Annotated in this window: 20 protein-coding genes and 2 tRNA genes; 6 read left to right on the top strand and 16 right to left on the bottom strand. The window is 43.2% G+C overall.

Annotated elements, in window-relative coordinates; genetic code table 11:
- Nucleotides 1-9 precede the first annotated feature (9 nt).
- Nucleotides 10-912, top strand: a complete 903-nt coding sequence (locus JMX70_RS04565; RefSeq protein WP_201589968.1) for an alpha/beta fold hydrolase — start codon at nt 10-12, stop codon at nt 910-912.
- A 40-nt stretch (nt 913-952) separates the two neighbouring features.
- Nucleotides 953-1,570 (top strand): alpha-ketoglutarate-dependent dioxygenase AlkB family protein, encoded by a 618-nt coding sequence (locus tag JMX70_RS04560; protein WP_201589965.1) that lies wholly within the window; start codon nt 953-955, stop codon nt 1,568-1,570.
- A 31-nt stretch (nt 1,571-1,601) separates the two neighbouring features.
- Here the strand turns inward: JMX70_RS04560 and JMX70_RS04555 are convergent, their stop codons facing one another.
- The 3 genes from JMX70_RS04555 to JMX70_RS04545 all read right to left on the bottom strand — a co-directional run bounded on the left by JMX70_RS04555 (nt 1,602) and on the right by JMX70_RS04545 (nt 4,751).
- Nucleotides 1,602-2,597, bottom strand: coding sequence for an NADP-dependent oxidoreductase (locus JMX70_RS04555; protein WP_191691278.1), 996 nt, complete (start codon nt 2,595-2,597; stop codon nt 1,602-1,604).
- Between the two features lie 80 nt (nt 2,598-2,677).
- Nucleotides 2,678-3,436, bottom strand: a complete 759-nt coding sequence (locus tag JMX70_RS04550) for an endonuclease/exonuclease/phosphatase family protein (protein ID WP_144296847.1) — start codon at nt 3,434-3,436, stop codon at nt 2,678-2,680.
- Nucleotides 3,437-3,638: 202 nt separating this feature from the next.
- On the bottom strand, nt 3,639-4,751 hold the full coding sequence (locus JMX70_RS04545) for an AOC03_06830 family ribosome hibernation factor (RefSeq protein WP_200663047.1): 1,113 nt from the start codon (nt 4,749-4,751) through the stop codon (nt 3,639-3,641).
- Between the two features lie 462 nt (nt 4,752-5,213).
- Here JMX70_RS04545 and JMX70_RS04540 point away from each other — a divergent pair, with 462 nt between their 5' ends.
- The 4 genes from JMX70_RS04540 (at nt 5,214) to JMX70_RS04525 (ending at nt 8,889) form a co-directional block, all read left to right on the top strand.
- On the top strand, nt 5,214-7,379 hold the full coding sequence (locus tag JMX70_RS04540; protein ID WP_201589963.1) for a M3 family metallopeptidase: 2,166 nt from the start codon (nt 5,214-5,216) through the stop codon (nt 7,377-7,379).
- Nucleotides 7,380-7,637: a YheV family putative zinc ribbon protein gene (locus JMX70_RS04535; protein ID WP_144296850.1), complete on the top strand. Its 258-nt coding sequence runs from the start codon at nt 7,380-7,382 to the stop codon at nt 7,635-7,637.
- Nucleotides 7,638-7,758: 121 nt separating this feature from the next.
- Complete coding sequence (locus tag JMX70_RS04530) at nt 7,759-8,280, top strand: hypothetical protein (RefSeq protein WP_201589961.1); 522 nt, start codon at nt 7,759-7,761, stop codon at nt 8,278-8,280.
- A 30-nt stretch (nt 8,281-8,310) separates the two neighbouring features.
- Complete coding sequence (locus tag JMX70_RS04525; RefSeq protein WP_201589959.1) at nt 8,311-8,889, top strand: macro domain-containing protein; 579 nt, start codon at nt 8,311-8,313, stop codon at nt 8,887-8,889.
- Nucleotides 8,890-8,999: 110 nt separating this feature from the next.
- On the opposite strand, the gene pnp is transcribed toward JMX70_RS04525, so the two are convergent.
- The 13 genes from pnp to secG form a co-directional block, all read right to left on the bottom strand.
- Nucleotides 9,000-11,102 (bottom strand): polyribonucleotide nucleotidyltransferase, encoded by a 2,103-nt coding sequence (gene pnp / locus JMX70_RS04520; RefSeq protein ID WP_201589957.1) that lies wholly within the window; start codon nt 11,100-11,102, stop codon nt 9,000-9,002.
- Nucleotides 11,103-11,740: 638 nt separating this feature from the next.
- The gene (rpsO, locus tag JMX70_RS04515; RefSeq protein WP_068407892.1) at nt 11,741-12,007 is read right to left on the bottom strand and encodes a 30S ribosomal protein S15; all 267 of its coding nucleotides are present in this window, start codon (nt 12,005-12,007) and stop codon (nt 11,741-11,743) included.
- Nucleotides 12,008-12,306: 299 nt separating this feature from the next.
- Nucleotides 12,307-12,486 carry a hypothetical protein gene (locus JMX70_RS04510; RefSeq protein WP_201589955.1) on the bottom strand — a complete coding sequence of 60 codons (180 nt, stop codon included), beginning with the start codon at nt 12,484-12,486 and terminating at the stop codon, nt 12,307-12,309.
- Between the two features lie 85 nt (nt 12,487-12,571).
- Nucleotides 12,572-12,733, bottom strand: coding sequence for a hypothetical protein (locus JMX70_RS04505; RefSeq protein ID WP_156508534.1), 162 nt, complete (start codon nt 12,731-12,733; stop codon nt 12,572-12,574).
- A gap of 128 nt (nt 12,734-12,861) precedes the next feature.
- Nucleotides 12,862-13,386 carry a type 1 glutamine amidotransferase domain-containing protein gene (locus JMX70_RS04500; protein WP_068407895.1) on the bottom strand — a complete coding sequence of 175 codons (525 nt, stop codon included), beginning with the start codon at nt 13,384-13,386 and terminating at the stop codon, nt 12,862-12,864.
- A 342-nt stretch (nt 13,387-13,728) separates the two neighbouring features.
- Complete coding sequence (truB, locus tag JMX70_RS04495) at nt 13,729-14,790, bottom strand: tRNA pseudouridine(55) synthase TruB (RefSeq protein WP_201589954.1); 1,062 nt, start codon at nt 14,788-14,790, stop codon at nt 13,729-13,731.
- An 8-nt stretch (nt 14,791-14,798) separates the two neighbouring features.
- Nucleotides 14,799-15,203, bottom strand: coding sequence for a ribosome-binding factor A (locus JMX70_RS04490; protein WP_068407899.1), 405 nt, complete (start codon nt 15,201-15,203; stop codon nt 14,799-14,801).
- Between the two features lie 154 nt (nt 15,204-15,357).
- Complete coding sequence (gene infB, locus JMX70_RS04485; protein ID WP_200663038.1) at nt 15,358-18,084, bottom strand: translation initiation factor IF-2; 2,727 nt, start codon at nt 18,082-18,084, stop codon at nt 15,358-15,360.
- Between the two features lie 164 nt (nt 18,085-18,248).
- Entirely contained in the window at nt 18,249-19,733 is a 1,485-nt protein-coding gene (gene nusA, locus JMX70_RS04480; protein WP_068407903.1) for a transcription termination factor NusA, read from the bottom strand.
- A gap of 129 nt (nt 19,734-19,862) precedes the next feature.
- A complete protein-coding gene (gene rimP / locus JMX70_RS04475) occupies nt 19,863-20,363 on the bottom strand; it encodes a ribosome maturation factor RimP (protein ID WP_068407904.1) in 501 nt (166 codons plus the stop codon).
- A gap of 534 nt (nt 20,364-20,897) precedes the next feature.
- Nucleotides 20,898-20,974, bottom strand: a tRNA-Met gene (locus JMX70_RS04470).
- 152 nt (nt 20,975-21,126) lie between these two features.
- Nucleotides 21,127-21,211: transfer RNA gene (locus JMX70_RS04465), tRNA-Leu, on the bottom strand.
- Nucleotides 21,212-21,408: 197 nt separating this feature from the next.
- Complete coding sequence (gene secG, locus JMX70_RS04460; protein WP_025652589.1) at nt 21,409-21,717, bottom strand: preprotein translocase subunit SecG; 309 nt, start codon at nt 21,715-21,717, stop codon at nt 21,409-21,411.

The raw sequence follows: 21,717 nt of genomic DNA, 5'->3' as shown, positions 1-21,717 counted from the left end.
GTGATTTTTATGGAAACTTTTACCAAACGTATTAATATCAGTGGCAAGCAAGCGCGCTATTATGATTTAGAGCAGTTGAACCAAGCTGCAAATCAAGCAGACAAACCGAACCACCATAAACGCCCGCCTGCTCATTTTTATGGTGGTAACAGCTTTACTGTTGGTACTTATGCACCATTACTAAATAAGGTCGCAACAGAGTTTGATTTATCGGCACTAGCGCTACGTGGTTATTGGTATGACAAACCGCAAGCGCCGCGTCTGACCCGCGAGCAAGATGCCGATTTACTGATTGAGTTTTTGGAAAAAACTCAAGACGCCCCTATCGTGGGGATCGGGCATTCGCAAGGCGCAACAGCGACCGCCATAGCAGCAGCGAAACGCCCCGATTTATTCTCGCAGTTATATCTTATCGAGCCTGTCACCTTTACTAAAAAACAAGCAACGCTTTATAACTTACTACCGCGCAAGATATTGCTAAGCCGTGAACCTTTTAAAAGCACCCTAACCAAGCAGGTTACATGGGCAAGTATCGATGATTATTATGAGCATTTGCGCGCACAACGGGCTTATAAACGTATCAGTGATGAGCACTTAAAAGTATTTGCTGAGCAAAGTTTGACGGCCAATAATAATGGCAGCTATAGCTTGATGTTTGCCCCCGAGCAAGAGCTTGCCAATTATTTTGGTGCGCCTCATATCGATGCAGCATTAAAAAAACTGCACTGCCCTTACACCTTAATCACCGGCAAACCGACTTTGTTTATCAATGATAAAGTACGCAAACAATGGCAAGGATTTGTTCCCGCAGATAGCATTATCTCTTTGCCAGATTACGGTCATCTTTTGCCAATGGAAGCACCTGAATTGTGCGCGCAAATTATTAATGAACATTATGAGAGCAATAAATAGGCCGAGCGATGTGGAATGTAGGATATACGGAATATGAGCGATGAGCGACCTTTTTGCCCCTGCACCGACCGATAATTTCTTGCCTTATGATGGCAAGGTAAATGATTTAGGAATCGTGATTGACTATCCAAGTGCCCTATATTATGCCTTGTTGACGACGCTGCCTTGGCAATCTGATATCGTCACTTTATTTGGTAAGACCCACGTCACCACTCGGCAAATAGTATGGATGGGCGACAGCGCTGCCAGTTATCAATATTCTGGGCACAGGCGGCAAGCCATTGCATGGACAGACTCGGTGTTTCATGTGAAACATCATATCGAGCGGCAACTATTAAAAATCGGAGTTAATGCCAACTTTAATTCTTGTTTGCTAAATTACTATCCGACTGGCGACGATGGTATGGGGTATCATGCCGATGATGAGAGGGAGCTTGGCGAGCAGCCGATTATCGCCTCTTTGTCACTCGGAGCGACGCGCAAGTTTGTCTTGAAGCATAAAAAAACTCAAGATAAAGTCGAGCTTTATCTTGAGTCCGGTCAGCTTATCGTCATGCATGGTGAGACGCAAAAATATTGGAAGCATACTGTCACTAAGACAAAAACAGTTTTAGAGGGACGTATTAGCTTAACCTTTAGGCAAATGATATTAGGTTAAGCGGGTTTGGCTTAATTTAAGCAACTCTGCCTTAGCTTGCTTTGAGCACAATCTTGCCAAAGGTATCGCCTTTTTCTAGCTCGCGATGGGCAGTAACTACTTCAGATAATGGATAAGTTTGCTGAATTTGTAAAATTAGCGTGCCATCAGCGACATCTTGTAAAACCTTTGCCATATCTTCGCCATTTGGCTTTACCGCGTAGCCGTCGACGCTCAAGTTTTTATTACTACCGGCAGCTTTTAGTTTATCAACCCAAATGGTCGGTAGCACTTTAACGCGACCACCAGATTTGAGTGTGCTCAAAGCACGCACGCCGGCATCGTCACCGACCAAGTCCATCAGTACATCGGCTTGTAAGTCAGGAAAATCTTGGTCTTTGGTATAATCAATCCAACCTGCCAACTTGCTTTTATCTATCAAATCGTCAAGTTTGGCGTATTTTTCTGGTGAGCAAATAAGCGTGACTTTGATATTATCTGACGCTACCTTTTTCAGCAAAAACTGAATCGCTAAATGTCCAACGCCGCCCGCTGGCGCGTTTATCACCACGTGTTCACCGTCTTTAATGTCGGCAAATTCTACAAACTGTAGCGCCGTTTGCCCGATACAAGGCAATGCTCCTGCTTGCTCTAATGTCACCGCCTGTGGTACTTTTGCCAGTAAATCAGCATCGACCGCCACGTATTCAGCGTAGCAGCTGCCATCAAAACTAAGGGCCGCGACGTCATCTCCAATCATAAATTTATCGCTATTACTTTTGACCACTATCCCTGCAACATCAAAGCCTAAAATAGCGGGCTCGCCTTTATCAAAGTTATTTTTTTGAATCGCATCGGCGCCCCAGCCTTTACCTTGACGGGTTTTATAATCGACGGGGTTGATACCAGCGTAAGCGACTTGTATTAATACTTGGTTGTCCTTTAATTCAGGAATAGCCACGCCGTCTTGATATGTCATGACTTCAGGTTCGCCAAACTCGCCTATCTGTACGGCGTGCTGCGTCGTTGGTAGGTGTTTATCAGACATGATTTTTCATCCTTGTATTATTCTAATTTCTCTTTTTTGGTTAGTTTCTTACTTGTTATCCATTAACTGATAACAGCAATTCATAACAATGCTAACTCTGCACTTAGCGGCAAATGATCCGATAGTGTTGACCAAGGCTTACCGGTATGCACCCAGGCGTCTTTTACCCTTAGATTGCGCACATAGATGCGGTCTAGACTGAGCACAGGCAGTTTTGCTGGAAAAGTCGGTAGCAATTTGCCATGACAATGCTTAAAAGCTTCGGTCATCCCTAAGCTTGAAGCGAGCCTGTCACAAGACATTTTTTTCCAATCATTAAAATCACCTGCCAAAATCAGCGGCTGTTCGGCAGCAATCTCATTACGCACATAATTGGAGATGGCTTCGTACTGCTTGATACGGTCGCGCTCAAAGAGGTTTAAATGGGCGCATAATACCACCACTGGCATCTCCCACCCTAGCGGCTGCACTTCACAGTGCAAGACACCGCGCTGCTCAAGTTTATTCACCGTAATATTGACGTTATGTTTTGGGTCTAGCGGAAAGCGACTCAACACCGCATTGCCATGATGACCGTTTTCATACTCTGAGTTTTTGCCATAGCTGTTTTGCAGTTGCAGATATTCACCAAACCATTCGTGCTGTGATTGGTCGGGGTATTCGTTATATTGCATATTGCGCTTGAGGTTTTGCCCCTGCACTTCTTGCAGGCAAAGAATGTCTGAGCCGATGATATCAAGCGCTTGGGCGATACCCTGTATCTTCACTTGGCGATTCATCGGCGACATGCCTTTATGAATGTTGTAGCTGGTTAAAACAAAAGAGGTGGTATTAGTCATAAATTTATCAGTTATAAACTCAATATGGATAGCGTAAGGGTGAACAGCGTTTTATTAAAAACTTATCAAATGACACCGGTCATCAGATAAACATGAACCTAGGTTATTATAAAAAAGAGCATTGATTCATATCGAACCAATGCTCCCATATTATACCTAAGTCGTAACGATGGCTAACTCATTAACGAATAGCAGCTATCAATTAATAGCGCGTTACCAGAGCAATTGGCTGATCTTCACCCATCAGCTCCTGCGGCATGAATACGGCTTTGCCACCGTTATGAATGACGTGTTCGATGATTTCGCCAACCGCATCATCAGTCACGCCTTGGGCAGTCGCATCATCAGCCATGCTTAAAGTCTGCGCCGCTTCATCGATCATAGCCGGTTGCATGTAACCGCGACGAACATATAAAGTCTCGCCAACCCCTTGGAAGGCGCTGCGGTACACTTCTTGTAAATCCGTTTGCAGCATATTGGCACCGCGCGCTTTGTCAATTTCACCCATAGCGGCTTGATGTAATGACGAGCGATAATTTTCAACCGCTTCTTGTACGCTATCAACGATATGCTGCGCGCTGCCTTCTTCCAAATTGGTGGCATTTGAAACGGTAGCAATAATATTATCTGGACGATCACAAACATCTTTATAATAACCGATATTTTTGGTATCCCCAACGATGACTAAAGGCATTTTATGCTCGCCCCATAGCTCTTGTACGCTCTTATCTACTTGGTTAAAGAACTCTTTTAGATAGCTACTCTCGTTATTTGCTGAGCGATCAGAGCCTGCATCACCCGTTGTATATAAACCATTATTTTCTACAGGAAACGGAATATTTTCCATATTGTTTTGTGCATCAGTATCTTGATCAAACTCCTTGACCACACGGTCGTTAGACGCTTCAATCAAGCGCGCCTTATCACGGGTTAATACTACCGTATAATAATGCACGGCGCTGGCCATATCACGCACCAAATCACGCGTTGCAAATCTATCAGAGATGATCACGCGCTCTTTGGTATCAATAGGCATACGGACGATTTGAGCATCGTCAGTGCTAGCAAATATGGCTAAGGTATCTAAGTTATAGTTGTGATTTAGGTCACTGGTTTTATTTTTGATATTTTCTAAAATAGAGGTGGCGGTACTTTTGTCGTACTCGTTATTTAGGCGCTCTTCGACGACTTTTAATTGGTTTTTTAGGGCGATAGGATCCTTTTGATTGTCAGGATGCTCACGGTGGGTTTTGACAAAAATACTGACCGCTGGATTGGCTTTGGTCTCACGTAGACTTTTAAGAGTTGCTTTCATAAATACTGCTCCTTATCTTATTATGATTGGTTGGTATTGCAAAATTGTCTTAGAATTTGAAAATTATTTTTAATAACTGCCTTGTATTTAATTTATTATATTAAGTCCTTGTATTACTAAGATGCTAACAACTTGTCCTCACTCCCTGTAGGGTTAATTTGCAAGTAAATGATGACGCTTTGTAAGTGAAACTTAGCTAACTATCGGTCATATCGATAATTAGCGCCGGGTTATTATCCAATTGGACATTTCTAAAAATCCCATTTGTAAAATGAACACTCTAAAACCAATTATAACGCTGGCTTGTATTTCAACCGCGTCATACCCATCTTTTAGATAACCTTTACTTTAAATTACGTCTTAAACTACGTTTTAAATAACGTTCATAGCACTTTATCTAAATCATAATAACTTATTCATTACTAACAGACCTTGACTAACAGACATTGGATACCTTTCTTTATGAACTCTATTGCTCCAGATTTACACCTTGTTGATTTTTCCAGTACCACACCTGATGCCTTACAAAGCCAGGTCATCAGTGCTATCGATGCTGCCAACCGTTTTTTAGATGAGATGTCGGCAGATAGCAAGCTTAGCGCTGAGCAGGCGTTGGCAGAGGTCATGAGCTTTGACCATATAAACTTGGCGTTGGATCGTAGTTGGGGGATTTTGTCGCATCTTAATAGCGTGATGAGTAGCGATGAGATTCGTCATGTCCATCATGAATTGTTGCCCAAGCTGTCTGCTTATGGCACGCGTGTTGGTCAGCATCAGCCGCTATTTAGTCGCTATCAGACGATCGTCAATGATCAGGCTTTCTTTGCTGCTCTAGAACCTGCGCGGGCGCGAGCGATTGAGCTTGCGCTGCGTAGCTTTGAGCTATCAGGCGTTGCGCTACCCAAAGCTGAACAAGAAACCTTTGCTGCTATTCAAAGTGAATTGTCGACTTTATCAGCGACGTTCTCAGACCATATCTTGGATGCTACTCAGGCGTATGCCTTACCGCTTGAACAAGGCCAATTAGCAGGGTTAACTGAGAGTGGTTTGGCGCTATTAGCGGACGCAGGTGAACAGTATAAAGCGCGTGAGCTTGCCAGCGCTGCGCTCACCCAAGCAGAAATCGATGCTTTGCCGACGCCTTATTATGTTGCCAGCTTAAACATCCCTGTTTACCTTGCTGTCATGACCCACGCCGATGATCGTAATCTGCGTGAAACGCTTTACCGCGCTTATGTGACCCGCGCTTCTGAGTTTGATAAGCATACCAATGCCAAAGGTGAGTCGCTTAATAATGCCGACATCATGAGTCAAATTCTGCAATTACGCGCGCAAAAAGCCAAGTTATTAGGTTTTGATAATTATGCAGAAGTGTCACTGTCGACCAAAATGGCAGATAGCGTAATAGAGGTTGAAACCTTTTTACGCGATTTGGCGGCGCAAGCAACCCCAGCCGCTAAGCAAGACTTAGCTCAGCTACAAAAATATGCGCAGGATTATGGCATTGAGGACTTGCAGCCATGGGACAGCGCTTATATTGCCGAAAAAGTAAAACAGAGCGAATTTAGCTTATCGCAAGAGGAAATACGTCCTTATTTCCCACTACCGAAAGTGATTAGCGGATTATTTACGATCGTTGAGCGCTTATACGGTATCAAGGTACAAGAGCACAGTGAGTCTGTGTCGCGCTGGCACGATGACGTGCGTTTTTATCAATTATTTGACGCCGATGATCACTTGCTTGGTGGCTTTTACTTTGATTTATTTGCTCGTAGCGGCAAACGCGGCGGCGCGTGGATGAGCGGTTTTCAATCACGTTATACCTATACGGAGCAAGACCATCAGCAGCTACCGGTCTGCTTTATGGTCGGCAACTTCACCCCTGCCCTCGATGGTAAACCAAGCCTATTGACTCACGATGAAGTACTCACTTTGTTTCACGAATTCGGTCACGGTTTGCACCATTTACTCACCCAAGTCACCGTTAGTGATGTCGCTGGTGTCAATGGCGTTGAGTGGGACGCGGTCGAATTGCCCAGTCAATTTATGGAAAACTGGGCGTGGGATGCCGAAGGGATTGCTTTAATAAGTAGCCATGTTGAAAGCGGCGAACCCTTGCCAAAAGACAAACTTGCCGCCCTACTAGCGGTCAAAAACTTCCAAAGCGGCATGCAAACCTTACGTCAAATCGAGTTTGCGCTTTTTGATTTATTGATTCATGCGCACACACCAGCCCTTAATTATGAAGGTATCTTGGCGACGCTAAACGCCGTGCGCGATGATATTGCGATTATGCAGACACCGGATTATAACCGTTTTGCTAATGGCTTTAGCCATATCTTTGCTGGGGGTTATGCCGCCGGTTATTACTCATATAAATGGGCGGAGCTTTTATCTGCCGATGCGTTTAGTAAGTTTGAAGAAGAAGGTATTTTTAACCCAACCACAGGAAAAGCCTTCCGTGAGACTATTTTATCAGTCGGTGGTAGTTTCCCTGCTAAGACCAATTTTGAGAACTTCCGAGGTCGCAGCGCCAGTATCGATGCTTTACTACGGCATAGTGGTTTTGACAATACTAAAAATGACGTTGCTAAAGCCAATGTTCAAACGACGCGCGAGGTCATCTAAATGCGCTATCAATCATCAACGCCAAAGCGCCGGTTTTTAGCAGGCGTTCGCTGCCCTAAATGTCAGGCGATGGATGCAGTGATGCAAGTAAATATCGTCACACCCGAACCTGACGAATACATCGAATGTACGCAGTGCGGACATACAGAGCGCCGCCCCGATCCCGATACTATCAGTGCTAAAAACCATTTAGAGGACCAGATCGCGCGTGATGCGATGTCGACTGGTACCAGTGGGACAGTCAAATTCAAGCCATAAGCAATAAAAGCTGTATCGTCAAGTCCTAATGACACTTAGCCTATCTACCAATAGATAGGCTTTTTATTTTGAGTTTGCTATAGTATGCCTACTTATATTTTTGACATAAATCGACCATTGTATGAATAAAAAACAAACACCGCCTTTATCAGTTAAACCATTAAAAAAACAACCAGTGAAACAACGCAATAAATGGTGGCCAATTGTCATACTAGCTGTTTTCTTAATTGGCTACTTGGTTTGGAAAAACAATTCGCTAGACACTGAAAAGGCGCCGATCGAAAGCACAACACCTACTGCCGAGTCTATTGAGCAAAATAACGCTGCGCAAGCAGATACCACCTCATTAGATGATGGTGAACTAACTTTGGATAGCGATAGCTCGATAAGTACAAACAGCCAAATCCCTGATCCCGACGCTATTCTAAATGCGCCCTTGCCGGAAAATAATAGTTTAGCAAAAGAAGAAATAGATCGCTTAGAAGATGAGCGTCAGCGCTTAGCAGAACAAGAGAAGCTGGCAGCGGAACAGTTGGCAATGAATAAGCAGCTGACAGAGATGAAAGAAGAGCAAATCGCCCTCCTGGAGGAGCAAATTGCCCAATTAGAAGCTGCTGAAAGCGCGAAAAACAGAGTAGAATAATATTCATTTCACAAAGGGGCAGATAGATAAATGGCAAGTCTACAACTTACTCACGCCCCTATTTTAAATAGCAGCGCCCAATTGCTGGTATTGCCAGTGAATAACGCCGGTATTCTGTTAGACCCTATCCTTACGCGCAGCAAAAACCTGTACCCGGACAATTACCAACGCTACTTTCGTGCCTGCCGCGAGGGTAGCCTAATGGTTGGTAGCTGTTTGATGCATAAACGCGCACGTGAGCAAGCTGGGCTTGGCGTCAGTAGCAACGGTAGCCAACCAAGTTATATTGCCAACCTCGTGATATCGGATCATCCCTATCATTCACCGAGGGTAAGTTGGCTAAGCGCAGCTCTAGTCGATTTACAACAGCAACTTATCCCGCTTATCCGTTATCAAGGTATACGTAGGATTGCCTTGCTAGCGCGCCCGCTTATTGCTCATTATTCGCAAAAAAATTCTGCTCAAAATGATGGTAGTAACAACGCCGAAGTAGAAAAATTAATTGCTTTAGACTGGCATAGCGATATCTTGCCGCTCATCAACCAGCATTTGCAAGATTTACCAAAGCTGCGTATCGATATCCACCTTCCTAAAGATATCAGCATATAAATCATTTTCTCCCTATCCTCACCTTTTTGAAGACATAAAAAAACCGCCTTGTTTGCTAATATCAGCAACCAAAGCGGTTTTTTTTATCTAACTAATTCAAAAAACGCGAATTAGCTTTGCTCGATACCTTTCATGGTCAGCTTAATACGACCACGGTTATCAACGTCTTGTACCAATACGCTGACGGTTTGACCTTCTTTTAGATAGTCAGAAACATTTTCTACGCGCTCATCGGCGATTTGCGAGATATGTACGAGGCCATCGGTGTTTGGCAAGACGTTAACGAAAGCACCGAAGTCAACGATACGCGCAACCGTACCTTGATAAGTTTTACCAACTTCTACTTCTGCGGTAATGGCTTCAATTTTGCCGATAGCCGCTTTGGTGGCTGCTTTGTTTTCACCAAAAATACGAATCGTACCAGCATCATCGATATCAATAACTGCGCCAGTTTCTTCGGTTAGCTGACGAATCGTTGCGCCACCTTTACCAATCACATCGCGGATTTTTTCTGGGTTGATTTCGATGACCGCATAGTTAGGCGCATGAGCGTTGATTTCTGTACGGCTTGCAGGCAGTACTTTATTCATCGCTTCTAGGATATGAATACGGCCAGCATGGGCTTGCTTAAGCGCTTGCTCCATAATGTCTGGGGTAATACCTTCGATTTTAATATCCATCTGTAGCGCGGTGATACCATCTTTTGTGCCTGCTACTTTAAAGTCCATATCGCCAAGATGATCTTCATCACCTAGGATGTCAGACAATACCGCAAAGCGCTCGCCTTCTTTTACCAGACCCATTGCGATACCCGCAACTGGTGCTTTTAGTGGTACGCCAGCGTCCATCAATGCCAAGCTTGCGCCGCAAACCGAAGCCATTGAAGAGGAACCATTTGATTCGGTGATTTCAGATACTACACGAATCACGTACGGGAAGCGTTCGCTATCTGGCAGCATCGCTTCAACACCGCGGCGCGCTAGGCGACCATGACCGATTTCACGGCGTTTTGGCACACCTTCACGGCCGGTCTCACCAACTGAGAAATGTGGGAAGTTATAATGCAACATGAAATGGTCACGAATCGTACCAGCCAATGAATCAATCATGTTTACATCACGGGTGTTACCAAGCGTGGTGGTTACTAATGCTTGCGTCTCGCCGCGGGTAAATAATGCTGAACCATGGGTATATGGTAATACGCCTACTTGTACATCTAGCGCACGAACGGTTTCAAGATCACGGCCATCGATACGCGGCTTACCTGACAAGATATTGTCACGAACGGTGCGGTATTTTAACTCTTCATAAATTTCTTTTAATTCAGATACCGTATCGTTATACGTTTCTGCTTCGGCGTCACCTGCCAATGCTTCGATGATCGCTTGTTTGATTTCGTCAAGTTTGCTGTAGCGCTCTTGCTTATTGGTAATAGTATAAGCATCAGCCACTTGCTCACCAAACTGCTCTTTCATGCTGGTTTCTAACGCTTGATCGCGAACAGGCGCGGTATATTGCTGCTTAGCGGTACCAACCTCTTCTGCCAATGACGCGATATTATCAATGACGATTTGCTGCTGCTGATGACCGTATAAAACCGCACCTAGCATTTGGTCTTCAGACAATTCTTTCGCTTCTGATTCAACCATCAATACTGCAGATTTGGTACCCGCAACCACCAAGTCAAGGTCGCTGTCTTTAAGCTGCTCAAGCGTTGGGTTAAGGACATATTCGCCATTGATAAAGCCAACACGCGCTGCTGCTACCGGGCCATTAAATGGTGCATCAGAAATAGCCAGCGCTGCTGAAGCACCGATGAGTGCCGCGATATCTGCCGACTGAGTTTTATCAGACGAGACAACCGTTGCCGTAATTTGAATTTCGTTCACATAGCCTTCAGGGAATAGCGGACGAATCGGACGGTCAATCAGACGCGACGTTAAGGTTTCATTTTCGCTGGCACGGCCTTCACGTTTACCATATGCACCTGGAATTTTACCAGCCGCATACATTTTTTCTTGATAGTTGACGGTCAATGGAAAGAAGTTTTGACCTTCTTTAGCATCCGACTTTACTACTGCCGCTACTAGGACAGTCACGCCGCCCATGTGAACCAAAATAGAGTTTGCTTGACGCGCGATACGGCCCGTTTCAATAACGACCTGCTGGTCGCCGTACTGGAATTCACGCTTAATGGTATTAAACATTGTCATATAATTTTCCTAATATTGACTGACGAAAGGGATATCAGCATCATAAAAAGCTGATATCTGTCATTAAAAATTCTTGGTAACTGGTTATTCGTGATTAGCTACTAATTGACGTTAACATAATTGAAAACTGTATCGATTAGAGCAATTTTGTTACCTATTTATTTGATACATTTATTTAAATAACGATTTCACGTTATTTGCTGACTAAAATCTGCTTTGCTGGCCACTGTTTGATGAACAATACTCATAAAGTTAAACCTTATAAATATTTAATCGAGCGCAAGTACTACTCTCAAACTCATAAGGCATTATTTTACAGTGATTTATAGCCATTGACCAATGAAATGCCAAACTGTCTGTTTGCGCATTACCGTTATAAGCATTCCAGTATAAAAAAGTCGGTTAAAATAAGCGACTGCCGCATTAAAGGTGACACTAGAGCACAATACTTTAACGGTCAAACTCATCATATAAGTACGCATAAAAAAACGGCGTGAAACTATTCCACACCGTCTTTAGAAAAAATCTATTTTATCGAGCTTAGCAAGTAAGTACCAAATGGTTGAGCAAAAAATTCAAAATACTGCCATATTAGCGCATAATCTTTTTTGGTCGCCATCGGTAATATTACTACCAAATTAACGACGTAGACCTAATTGGCTAATAAGGGTGGTATAACGACCAAGGTCTTTACCTTTTAAGTAGTCAAGCAGTTTACGGCGCGTGTTAACCATACGGATAAGACCACGACGGCTATGATGGTCTGCTTTGTGCTCTTTAAAATGGTTCTGTAAATCGTTGATACGAGCACTCAATAGTGCTACTTGAACTTCTGGAGAACCAGTGTCATTTTCGCCACGTTGGTATTGAGCAATGATTTGTTCACGATCAGAATTGGTTAGCATAAATCTCTCCGGCAATGCTAAATGTACTAAGATACTTTCAATTTAAAGCATCTAGGCACAATAGAATAAAAAATAAAAAGTTTAACCGTCATTCAGGACAACCCTGCATTACTAGAGTTGACCTAGTGTACGACAAACTTATCAATTAGAACGTTTAGTTAAGAATAAAGCGAAAATTAAACGTGACAGCGATTATAACAAAAAACTGCTGAACTAGCAGCAGTTTTTATAGTAGTTTTACAATTTTTGCAGAGAAAAATTGATTAAGGTCTAAATTTATAAGACTGACGTTTTATCAACTATTTATCATTCTTAACGTCGTCCTGCGTAGCATTACCGCCAAGCTCATTATCTTCAAGAGGAGCCGTCGTTGCTTCCGCTAAACTATCTGGAATATTATCTTCTTTAGGATTGATATCTTTGGCTTGTTGTTTAATTTTTTTCTCTTGCGCGTCCATGTTGCCTTTTGAGTCAGTCATAAATACTCCCAGTTATCATTATTTTTGTATATTTTTACTAACTATTTTATTAATAATCAGCAGATTCAATAAATTACGGAGTTAACTATTTTTCTTCTTTAGCATTTTTTAAATTATCAGCAATACGGTCTGCAGCCGCTTCAGTATCTTGCGTATGATTATCTTCTGTTTGACCCTTTAGGGCAGCAGTTGCTGATTCTGAACGTTGTTGCTCAAGCTTGGTATCGTTCGGATTAGGATTTGACATAATAATTTCCTTTTTTGTAGTTATGATTTTAAAGTTATGGCAATTTCGTAAAGTCAATATAAATACATCGTTAATAAATAGTAGCTGCTTCTTTTAGGTAATCTATAAAATTTAATTGGTTTATTAATCTAAGATAACGCTTTATCAATAGCAGCGACAAAATCGTTAATGTCATCTGGATTACGTGAGGTAATTAAATTACCATCCACTTGCACGCTTTTATCGACGAAATTTGCGCCCGCATTTTCTAAATCGGTCTGTAACGAGTGATAAGCTGTTAAGGTTTTACCTTTAGCAATGCCTGTATTGATTAATACCCAAGGCGCGTGGCAAATGACCGCTAATGGTTTACCTGCATCGTTAATAGCATTAATAATACTGTGCGCTTCTTCGTTACCGCGTATGGTATCGGCATTCACCGTGCCACCTGGCAAAACCAGTGCCTCATAATCAGCAACGTTAGCGTCTTTAGCAAATATATCTGCAGTGAAGGTATCACCCTTATTGACGTCCTGCTGCATGCCTTGGACTTCTTTGTCTTTATTGGTCGTAATGAGGACTGTTTTATAACCTTTATCTTTTAATTGGTTGTTAACTTCTTCATATTCAGCTTGTTCGAAGTTATTATGTAATAAGAAAGCAATGGTTTTCATAATAATCCTTATACTTTAGATTTCAACTTTAGGTATGAGTATTTTTAAAATATATCTTTTATTATTAATCTCAGATACTTTTTATATTAGTTAATGTCTTTTTATTTTTATATATACTGCTTTTTTATAATTCTAATATTTAATAAAACCCCATTTTTATAATTTTTATTTTCTTATAGTTTTTATATCCTTGTCTCGCTTTCCGTAGCTGACTTAACTAAGGTACAAAAAAAGCAGGTTTCACTATAGGTGAAACCTGCAATAAAATGTGATGATATGTGATTAGTGTAAACTCTTAGTAAGCTTTACCTAGTTTCAGTTAAGCTGCTTTGAAAAGGTACATCATAACTGAATCAACTTTTTAGGCTGTAGTCGCCCGTTTAAACTTACCGCTCCTAAACCAATAAACTGCCCTTGCTCATCTATAAGACGAATATCTACGGGTATTTCATGAGGTAATAAGGCTTCACTATCTTCTTTGTCACCGTCATTCTCATAATGCTGTTGTTCGATAGCCGTTGTAATATAGCTTCGTATATCGTCCGTCAGCTGCTCGGTGACATTTAAGCGCTGTCCCATATGAACACGGGCGCACTGCTCTGTGGTTAAGGTAAGCTCCGTATCAAGGGTGATACAAGCATCAACGGGTAATAGGTGGGTTAGGCGACTCTCAAGCGACAACGCTTCTAGATTGGCCAAACCAATCGCATTATCAATCTTAAAACTACCAACCTTTAGGCGCCGTAAAGCGGTGAGATGCCCTAGCGTGCCAAGGGTTTTAGCGATATCTTCTGCCAATACTCGTACGTATGTACCTTTCGAGCAAGTCACTATCAACTGAATTTGTTGCGCATCGATTGCGGTTAAATCAATGGCTTTAATGACAATATCTCTTGCGGGCCGCTCAATCTCAATACCTGCTCGCGCATATTCATACAATTTTCTGCCATCTTTTTTTAGCGCCGAATACATCGGAGGAATTTGCTGCTGTGGCCCTAAAAATTGCTGAGCAATGTTTTCTAATATGGCATGATCAAACTGTGGAATAAGTGCTTCAGCAACAATCTGCCCGTCGGCATCACCCGTATCGGTTTGACTACCCAAAAGAATGGTTGCTTGATAGGTTTTATCGGCATCGAGTTGATAGTGACTAAACTTAGTCGCCTCACCTAAGCAAATGGGCAATAAACCCGTTGCCATCGGATCGAGTGTGCCTGTATGACCAGCTTTTTTACTGTCATGGTTGGGTGATTTAAACAGGTATTTCACCTTTGACACTACTTGTTGCGAGGTCATACCTTGCGGCTTATCCACTAATATTACGCCCGAGACTTTGATTTTCTCAGGCGTTTTAAGCGTTTTTGCAGCGGCTGGCGTAGAGGTGTTAGTAGAGGCGGTCGACATAATAGCTATTACTCGTTAATTTCTTGCTCATCAGACTCGTTTTGCTCAGTTTTGGTCACGGCCTTATTGATAAGATCCATCATATAGTTGCCACGCGCCGTCACTTCATCATAATGAAAGCGTAAACGCGGTGTGGTACGCGTTTTTAGACTGTGGCTTAATTCGGTACGCAAAAAACCCGCCGCTTTATTGAGGACCTTGATGCTGTCTTCATGGCTAGATTTGGTCATCGCATCGTTAAGCTCAGGCTCCATGATGGTGACATAAATATCAGCATAACCCAAGTCTGGGCTAACTTTAACGCTAGAAATAGTGACAAAGCCCGTCAAACGCGGGTCATTGACTTCGTCACGAATAAGGACCGCAAGCTCACGCTGAATCTGATCAGCTAAGCGTTGTAAACGTTGATTCATGTTATTACCTTACTTTAATGTAGCTTATTTTTTATTGATGAGTAGGTTTGCTTAGTAACAAATTTTAGGACTAGCATTTGCTAAAAAAGGCCTAGCAGGGTGTACCTGTTAGGCCTAAGTACAGCTGAATATTAAGAATTGTCAAACGACTGCTTTAGATAGTACGGGCGAACTCTTGGATTTCAAAGACTTCGATTTTATCGCCCGCTTCGACGTCGTAACCACGAACCGCTAGACCACACTCCATACCGGTACGTACTTCATTAACGTCTTCTTTATAACGACGTAATGATTGCAATTGACCCGTAAAGATAACTTGGTCATCACGCAAGACGCGGATAGGTTTGTTGCGATAAATCGTTCCTTCAACCACCATACAACCGGCAGCAGCACCAAACTTACTAGAACGGAATACTTCGCGAACCTCAGCAACACCCAAGATTTTCTCACGATGTTCTGGCGCTAGCATACCACTCATTGCCGCTTTGACATCATCAATCAAGCCATAGATAACGCTGTAGTAGCGAATATCCATTTTAGCAGCGTCTGCTTTACGGCGTGCGGTTGCGTCTGCACGGACGTTAAAGCCTAATAATACCGCTTCGCTAGATTCAGCCAATGTCACATCGGACTCAGAAATTGGACCAACGCCTGAGCTAATCACTCGAACTTTAACTTCATCCGTCGATAACTCATTTAGAGCCGCAAGTAACGCTTCAAGCGAACCACGCACGTCAGTTTTTAAGACAATATTTAAGAATGACACATCGCCTTGTTCCATCTGATCGAACATGCTCTCTAGACGCATGGCGTTCTGACGTTCAAGTTGGCGTTCACGCTCACGGTTGGTTCTGAAATCTGCCACTTCACGGGCTTTTTTCTCGTCGGTTAAGACTAAGAACTCGCTACCAGCAGCAGGTGTTTCAGGTAAACCTAATATCTCTACAGGGATAGACGGACCAGCAGATTTGATTCGTTGACCATTTTCGTCGGTCATGGCACGAACCTTACCGTAATGCTCACCTGCTAATACCAAGTCGCCCTGTTTTAAGGTACCTTTTTTAACTAGGACACTGACAACTGGACCACGACCTTTTTCAAGTCTTGATTCGATAACGACACCTTGGGCAGCACCGTCTAACGGCGCTTCTAGCTCCATCAACTCAGCTTGTAGACTGATAAGCTCTAATAGCTCATCAATACCGTCACCCGTTTTGGCTGAGATACGTGCCATTGGGGTATCGCCGCCCCATTCTTCTGAAACCACTTCTTTAGCAGTGAGTTCATTAAGTACGCGATCAGGATCGGCGCTTGGCTTATCCATTTTGTTAATAGCGACGATAATAGGCGTACCAGCAGCGCGCGCATGATCAATCGCTTCTTCCGTTTGTGGCATCATACCATCATCGGCAGCGACAACGATGACAACGATATCCGTTGCCTGTGCACCGCGTGAACGCATGGCACTAAAGGCGGCGTGACCTGGGGTATCAAGGAAAGTGATAACACCGCGATCGGTTTTCACATGGTAAGCACCGATATGCTGGGTAATACCGCCCGCTTCACCGGTAGCAACTTTCGTTGTGCGGATTTTATCGAGTAATGAGGTTTTACCGTGGTCAACGTGACCCATAATAGTGACAACTGGTGGACGCGTTTGCACGTTACTGCTACGCTCATCTACCGCATCTTGTAGATCGTCTTCGACCTTGGTATCACTAACCGGTACTGGGTTATGACCCATTTCTTCAACAATCAGACTGGCCGTTGCTTGATCAATGGTGTCGGACTCGCGCGCGATTTCACCCATTTTCATGAGCAGTTTGGTCACTTCGCGAGCTTTAACCGCCATACGCTGTGCCAAATCAGAAACCGTAATGTGTTCACTGATCTCAACATCGTAAACGATTTTATCGACTGGTTTTTCAAACTTATGCTGTGAGGCTTGCGTTGAGCGTAAACCGTTTTTACGGTTTTTGATTTCACGCTCGTCCTGATTTTTACGGCGACCACGACCGCGAGCACTGGTGCTACTGGTGCCGCGCTTGATTTCGCGACGTTCTTTTTCAAACGACTCTTCTAGAGCGTCACCGACCAAACCTTCGGCTAATGGCTCATCTTTACGAACTTCAGTTGCAGGCTGATCGGTATATTTACCAGCCATTTTACGCATTTGCTCAAGCGTGCGCTTTTGCGCTTCTTCGGCTTGCGCGCGGCGAGTTTCTGCTTCGATTTCACGCAGACGCGCTTCCTCGACTTCACGAGCTTCGCGAGCTTTACGCTCAGCTGCGGTCTCAACTTTTGGTTTTGTGGCGGCAACTTTTTTCTTCGGCTGCTCTTTCGGTTTAACTTCTACCGCCGCTTTACCGCCTTTTTTCACCACTACTGAGGTTGAGATATCGTCATTCTTATCGTCTGACTTCTTGCTCGAACCTAAGCTTGCACGCATCGCTGCCAACGTAGCCGCTTGACGTTCTTCCGCCTTTTTCTTAGTAGCGGCACGCTCTTCTGCTTCTCTAGTTGCACGCTCTTGTGCTTCAATCATGGCTTGTTCGCGCGCTGCCAATTCTTCCGCCATCTTTTCTGGATCAGGCTTCTCGAACACTTTCTTTTTGCGCACTTCTACATTAACGCTCTTAGATTTACCTGAAGAGCCGGTCACGCGTGCGGTGCTGGTCGTCTTAGATTTCAGGCTAATACGTCGCTTTTCTTGCTGGCCATGACTTTGCTTTAAATACGTCACCAACTTCTCTTGCTCAAGCTCGGTGACTAGGTCATCCTCTGCACGAGCAGGCAGTCCAGCATCTACCAGTTGCTGTTGTACAGCACTTGCGGTTTTGCCTACCATATCTGCCAGTTCTTTGACGGTCTTATCTGCCATTTATTATCACCTACTGTCTATTATTTGCTATATGTTCAATTCAGTTGTTGGCTACAAATGATTGGGTTAAGGCTAGTATTTATAACGCATTTGATTGGAATACGTCATACCAGCCCTTATTATCGATAGCATATCACTAAAAGACAGCGATATGCAGTTACCGCTTATTCATTGAACCAAGATTCCCGAGCTTTCATGATGAGTTTTCCTGCGGTTTCACTATCTAAACCTTCGATATCTTCTAGATCGAAGACGGCTTGTTCTGCCAAGTCATCCACGGTAATGATGTCTTTTTGTGCCATTTTATAAGCCCAACTGACCGTCATTCCTTCAAGATCTTGTAGCTCTTGACTTGGCTCTTTCATGTTTTGTTGTTTGACCAATTCATCGGCAATGACCACTTCTTTGGCTCGCTCTTGAATCATGTCAATCGCTTCGTCGTCTAGGCCTTCGATATCATAGAAAGTTTCGACTGGTACATAAGCGACTTCTTCAATACTGGTAAAACCAATATCAACCAGCGCTTGGGCAAGATCTTTATCGACCTCTAAGCGCTCATAAAATAATTCGATAAAGGCCTTACTTTCGTTTTCTTGACGTTGCTGATACTCTTCCTCTAACATCATATTGAGCTTATAGCCGGTTAATTCAGAGGCTAAACGCACGTTTTGACCTTGTGAGCCAATCGCCCGCGCCAATTGATCATTGGTGCTAAAGATAATATCCGCCGTTTGCGTGTCTTCATCTAAGATGATACTGCTGACGTCCGCTGGTTCTAGCGCACTGATGATAAATTGGGCTGGATCATCTGACCAAACCACCACATCGATACGCTCGCCATCAAGCTCTTGCTGTACCGCTTGGATACGCGTACCACGCATACCAATACAAGCACCAACTGGATCAATACGATGATCGTTGGTTTTAACCGCTATTTTAGCACGCGTGCCCGGCAAGCGCGCGACATTACGAATTTCAATAATTTGTTCAGCAATTTCAGGCACTTCTTTTTGCATCAATGCTGAGAGCATTTCAGGGTGCGTGCGTGATAGTAACAATTGAGCGCCGCGGTTTTCGCGGTTAACATGGTACAAAATGGCATTGATACGAGATTTTGGGCGCAATTGTTCACGAGGTAGCATCTGATCACGTGACAAATAGCCTTCAGCGTTGTCACCTAAATCAATGATATAACCATCGCGCGTTTGTTTTTTAACTTCGCCATACATCATCTCGCCAATACGCGGCTCAAAAGCGTCGGCTACTAAATTGCGCTCTGCTTCACGGATTTTTTGAATGATAACTTGCTTGGCTTGCGTAGCTGCAATACGACCAAATTCAATCGATTCGATCTGCTCTTCTTTGATATCACCAATTGACCATTCGTCTTGGTCAAGATCGGTAATCGCCAGCTGACACGCAGGCATCTCATGGTCTTCATCTGCAACCACTGTCCAATAACGATAAGTATCATAATCGCCCGTCGCACGGTCAATAGCAACCCGTACCGCTACTTCTGGCTGATCGGTATAGACTTTTTTCTTCGTGGATACCACCAAAGCATCTTCGATTGCTTCAAAGATGTCTTCAGGATTTAAGCCCTTTTCATTACTGACAGTTTCTACTACCGTTAAGATTTCACGACTCATGCTATACCTGTCCTATCGTTTTATAATTGACTTAAACTTTATCGTTAATGTGTTGACGTTATATTTTCACCGTAAGCCAAAGGCTGTTTGGAGAGTAAAATATTCATTTATCAAGCTACTGTTTTTAAACTAAGCATCTTCATAAATCAAGTTGGCTTTGTCAATATTGCTTAATGCAATCTCAAACTGCTCACCATCAGTGGCGGTTAGCTTTAAAGAAGTATCATCAATACTGTCTAAAGTACCAGTTGCTTTGCGGCGTTTTTTATCCCCTTCACCAATCGCTTGAATCAAGCGTAAGCTGACGGTTTGACCGACATAATCACGCATTTGCTCATCTGAGAAAAAGGCACGATCAAAACCTGGCGACGATACTTCTAAAATATATTCGCCAGCAATCGGGTCATGAACCTCAAGAATACCGCTCACTTGATGATTTACCGCGGCGCAGTCCTCGATAGTCACTTGCTTATCTTGGGCTTGGTCTTCTGGCAATGCCTCAATATAAATGCGTAACAACGAGCGACGACCTTGTGGCGCAAATTCAATACCCCACAGCGCCACATCACAAGCCGCTACCGCAGGCGCAATAATATTGGTCAGTTCTGTAACTTTTGTCGAAAGCTTCATAATCTATTTATCTTTTCTTATCCACGTAACTATCGTACTAAGCAAACTGTATTCTATATCGTAAAGCTTGTATTGATAGCACTTTGTTGTTTATCGATAACAATATTTATTGTTAATAATTAACTTTTATAAAAACTGGCTGCCGTCAAATTAAGACAATTCGCGCCTTAACTTATAAACCTACATTGTTCTTAACGCTTAAACGCGTCACTATATAAATAAGATGTTTTATAACTCGTGCTTTTATATAAGGATGAGCCTAGAAAACATCAAGCTCAACCAGACAATGCTTTTATTATGTATAAAGCAGAACTATCGGTAAAGGTATGAGAAGTAAAGGATAGTACGCTTAACAAGCATCGCGGCGAATGACGATGGATAACGAATAGCATCGTACTCTATAGAGTTAGAGCTTAGCATAAGTAGGACAGATATCGCGATAACACCGACCATCAGATACAAAAAAACCCACAAACATAATGGTGGGCTAATCGTTACTGACAAATTTAGTGTACAAAACATCAGTATAAAAAGTGGTAGCGGGGGCTGGATTTGAACCAACGACCTTCGGGTTATGAGCCCGACGAGCTACCAGACTGCTCCACCCCGCATCAATCTAGAACGCATATTATAGAGAGGTTTTATAGGGCTGTCAATACTTATTTTAGATAATAATCAAATTAAGCATTAATGACGATGAACCCTGCTTTCTATAATGTTTGAGTACAACAACGTTCAAGTAAAACATCATACACATAAAGCTTGGTGCGATTGGGGGGACTTGAACCCCCACAGCTTGCGCCACCACCCCCTCAAGATGGCGTGTCTACCAATTCCACCACAATCGCATTTTTCTTACTACTCTGTTTTTCAGCTTTAACCTTTTATAACCGATGCATAAGGAAGGCAACGAAAGTTAAAGACGGCTAAAAACAGAGAAGTATTGTAAATCTAACGTCTTAAAATAGCAAGTACTGCCTGCATTAAAAGATAACGGTTAAAATTATCTGTCAAAAAATTAAGACAGACTTTAACGTAAATATAGTTACTGAGGATTTTGTGTCAGCGGGCGTGGCGTTTGCGGCGCTGATACTGGCGCATCTAAACGAAACTGGTCTTCTGCTTGTTTACGTGCATGTACGGCAAGCGTCATACTGGTGATAAAAAATATCACCGTTAATACTGCAGTGGCACGCGTCAAAAAGTTTGCAGTGCCGGCGGCGCCAAACACGGTACCCGATGAACCCGCTCCAAAAGAAGCTCCGGCGTCTGCCCCTTTACCATGCTGTATCAAAATCAAGCCAATCATGGCAATTGCCACGATAATGTGCAGGGCTAATATAAACGTAAACAT

Source organism: Psychrobacter pulmonis, from assembly GCF_904846465.1.
In the GTDB taxonomy this organism is placed as follows: domain Bacteria; phylum Pseudomonadota; class Gammaproteobacteria; order Pseudomonadales; family Moraxellaceae; genus Psychrobacter; species Psychrobacter faecalis.
Note: the sequence above shows the minus strand (reverse complement) of the source record. Positions and strands in the feature narration are given on the sequence as shown.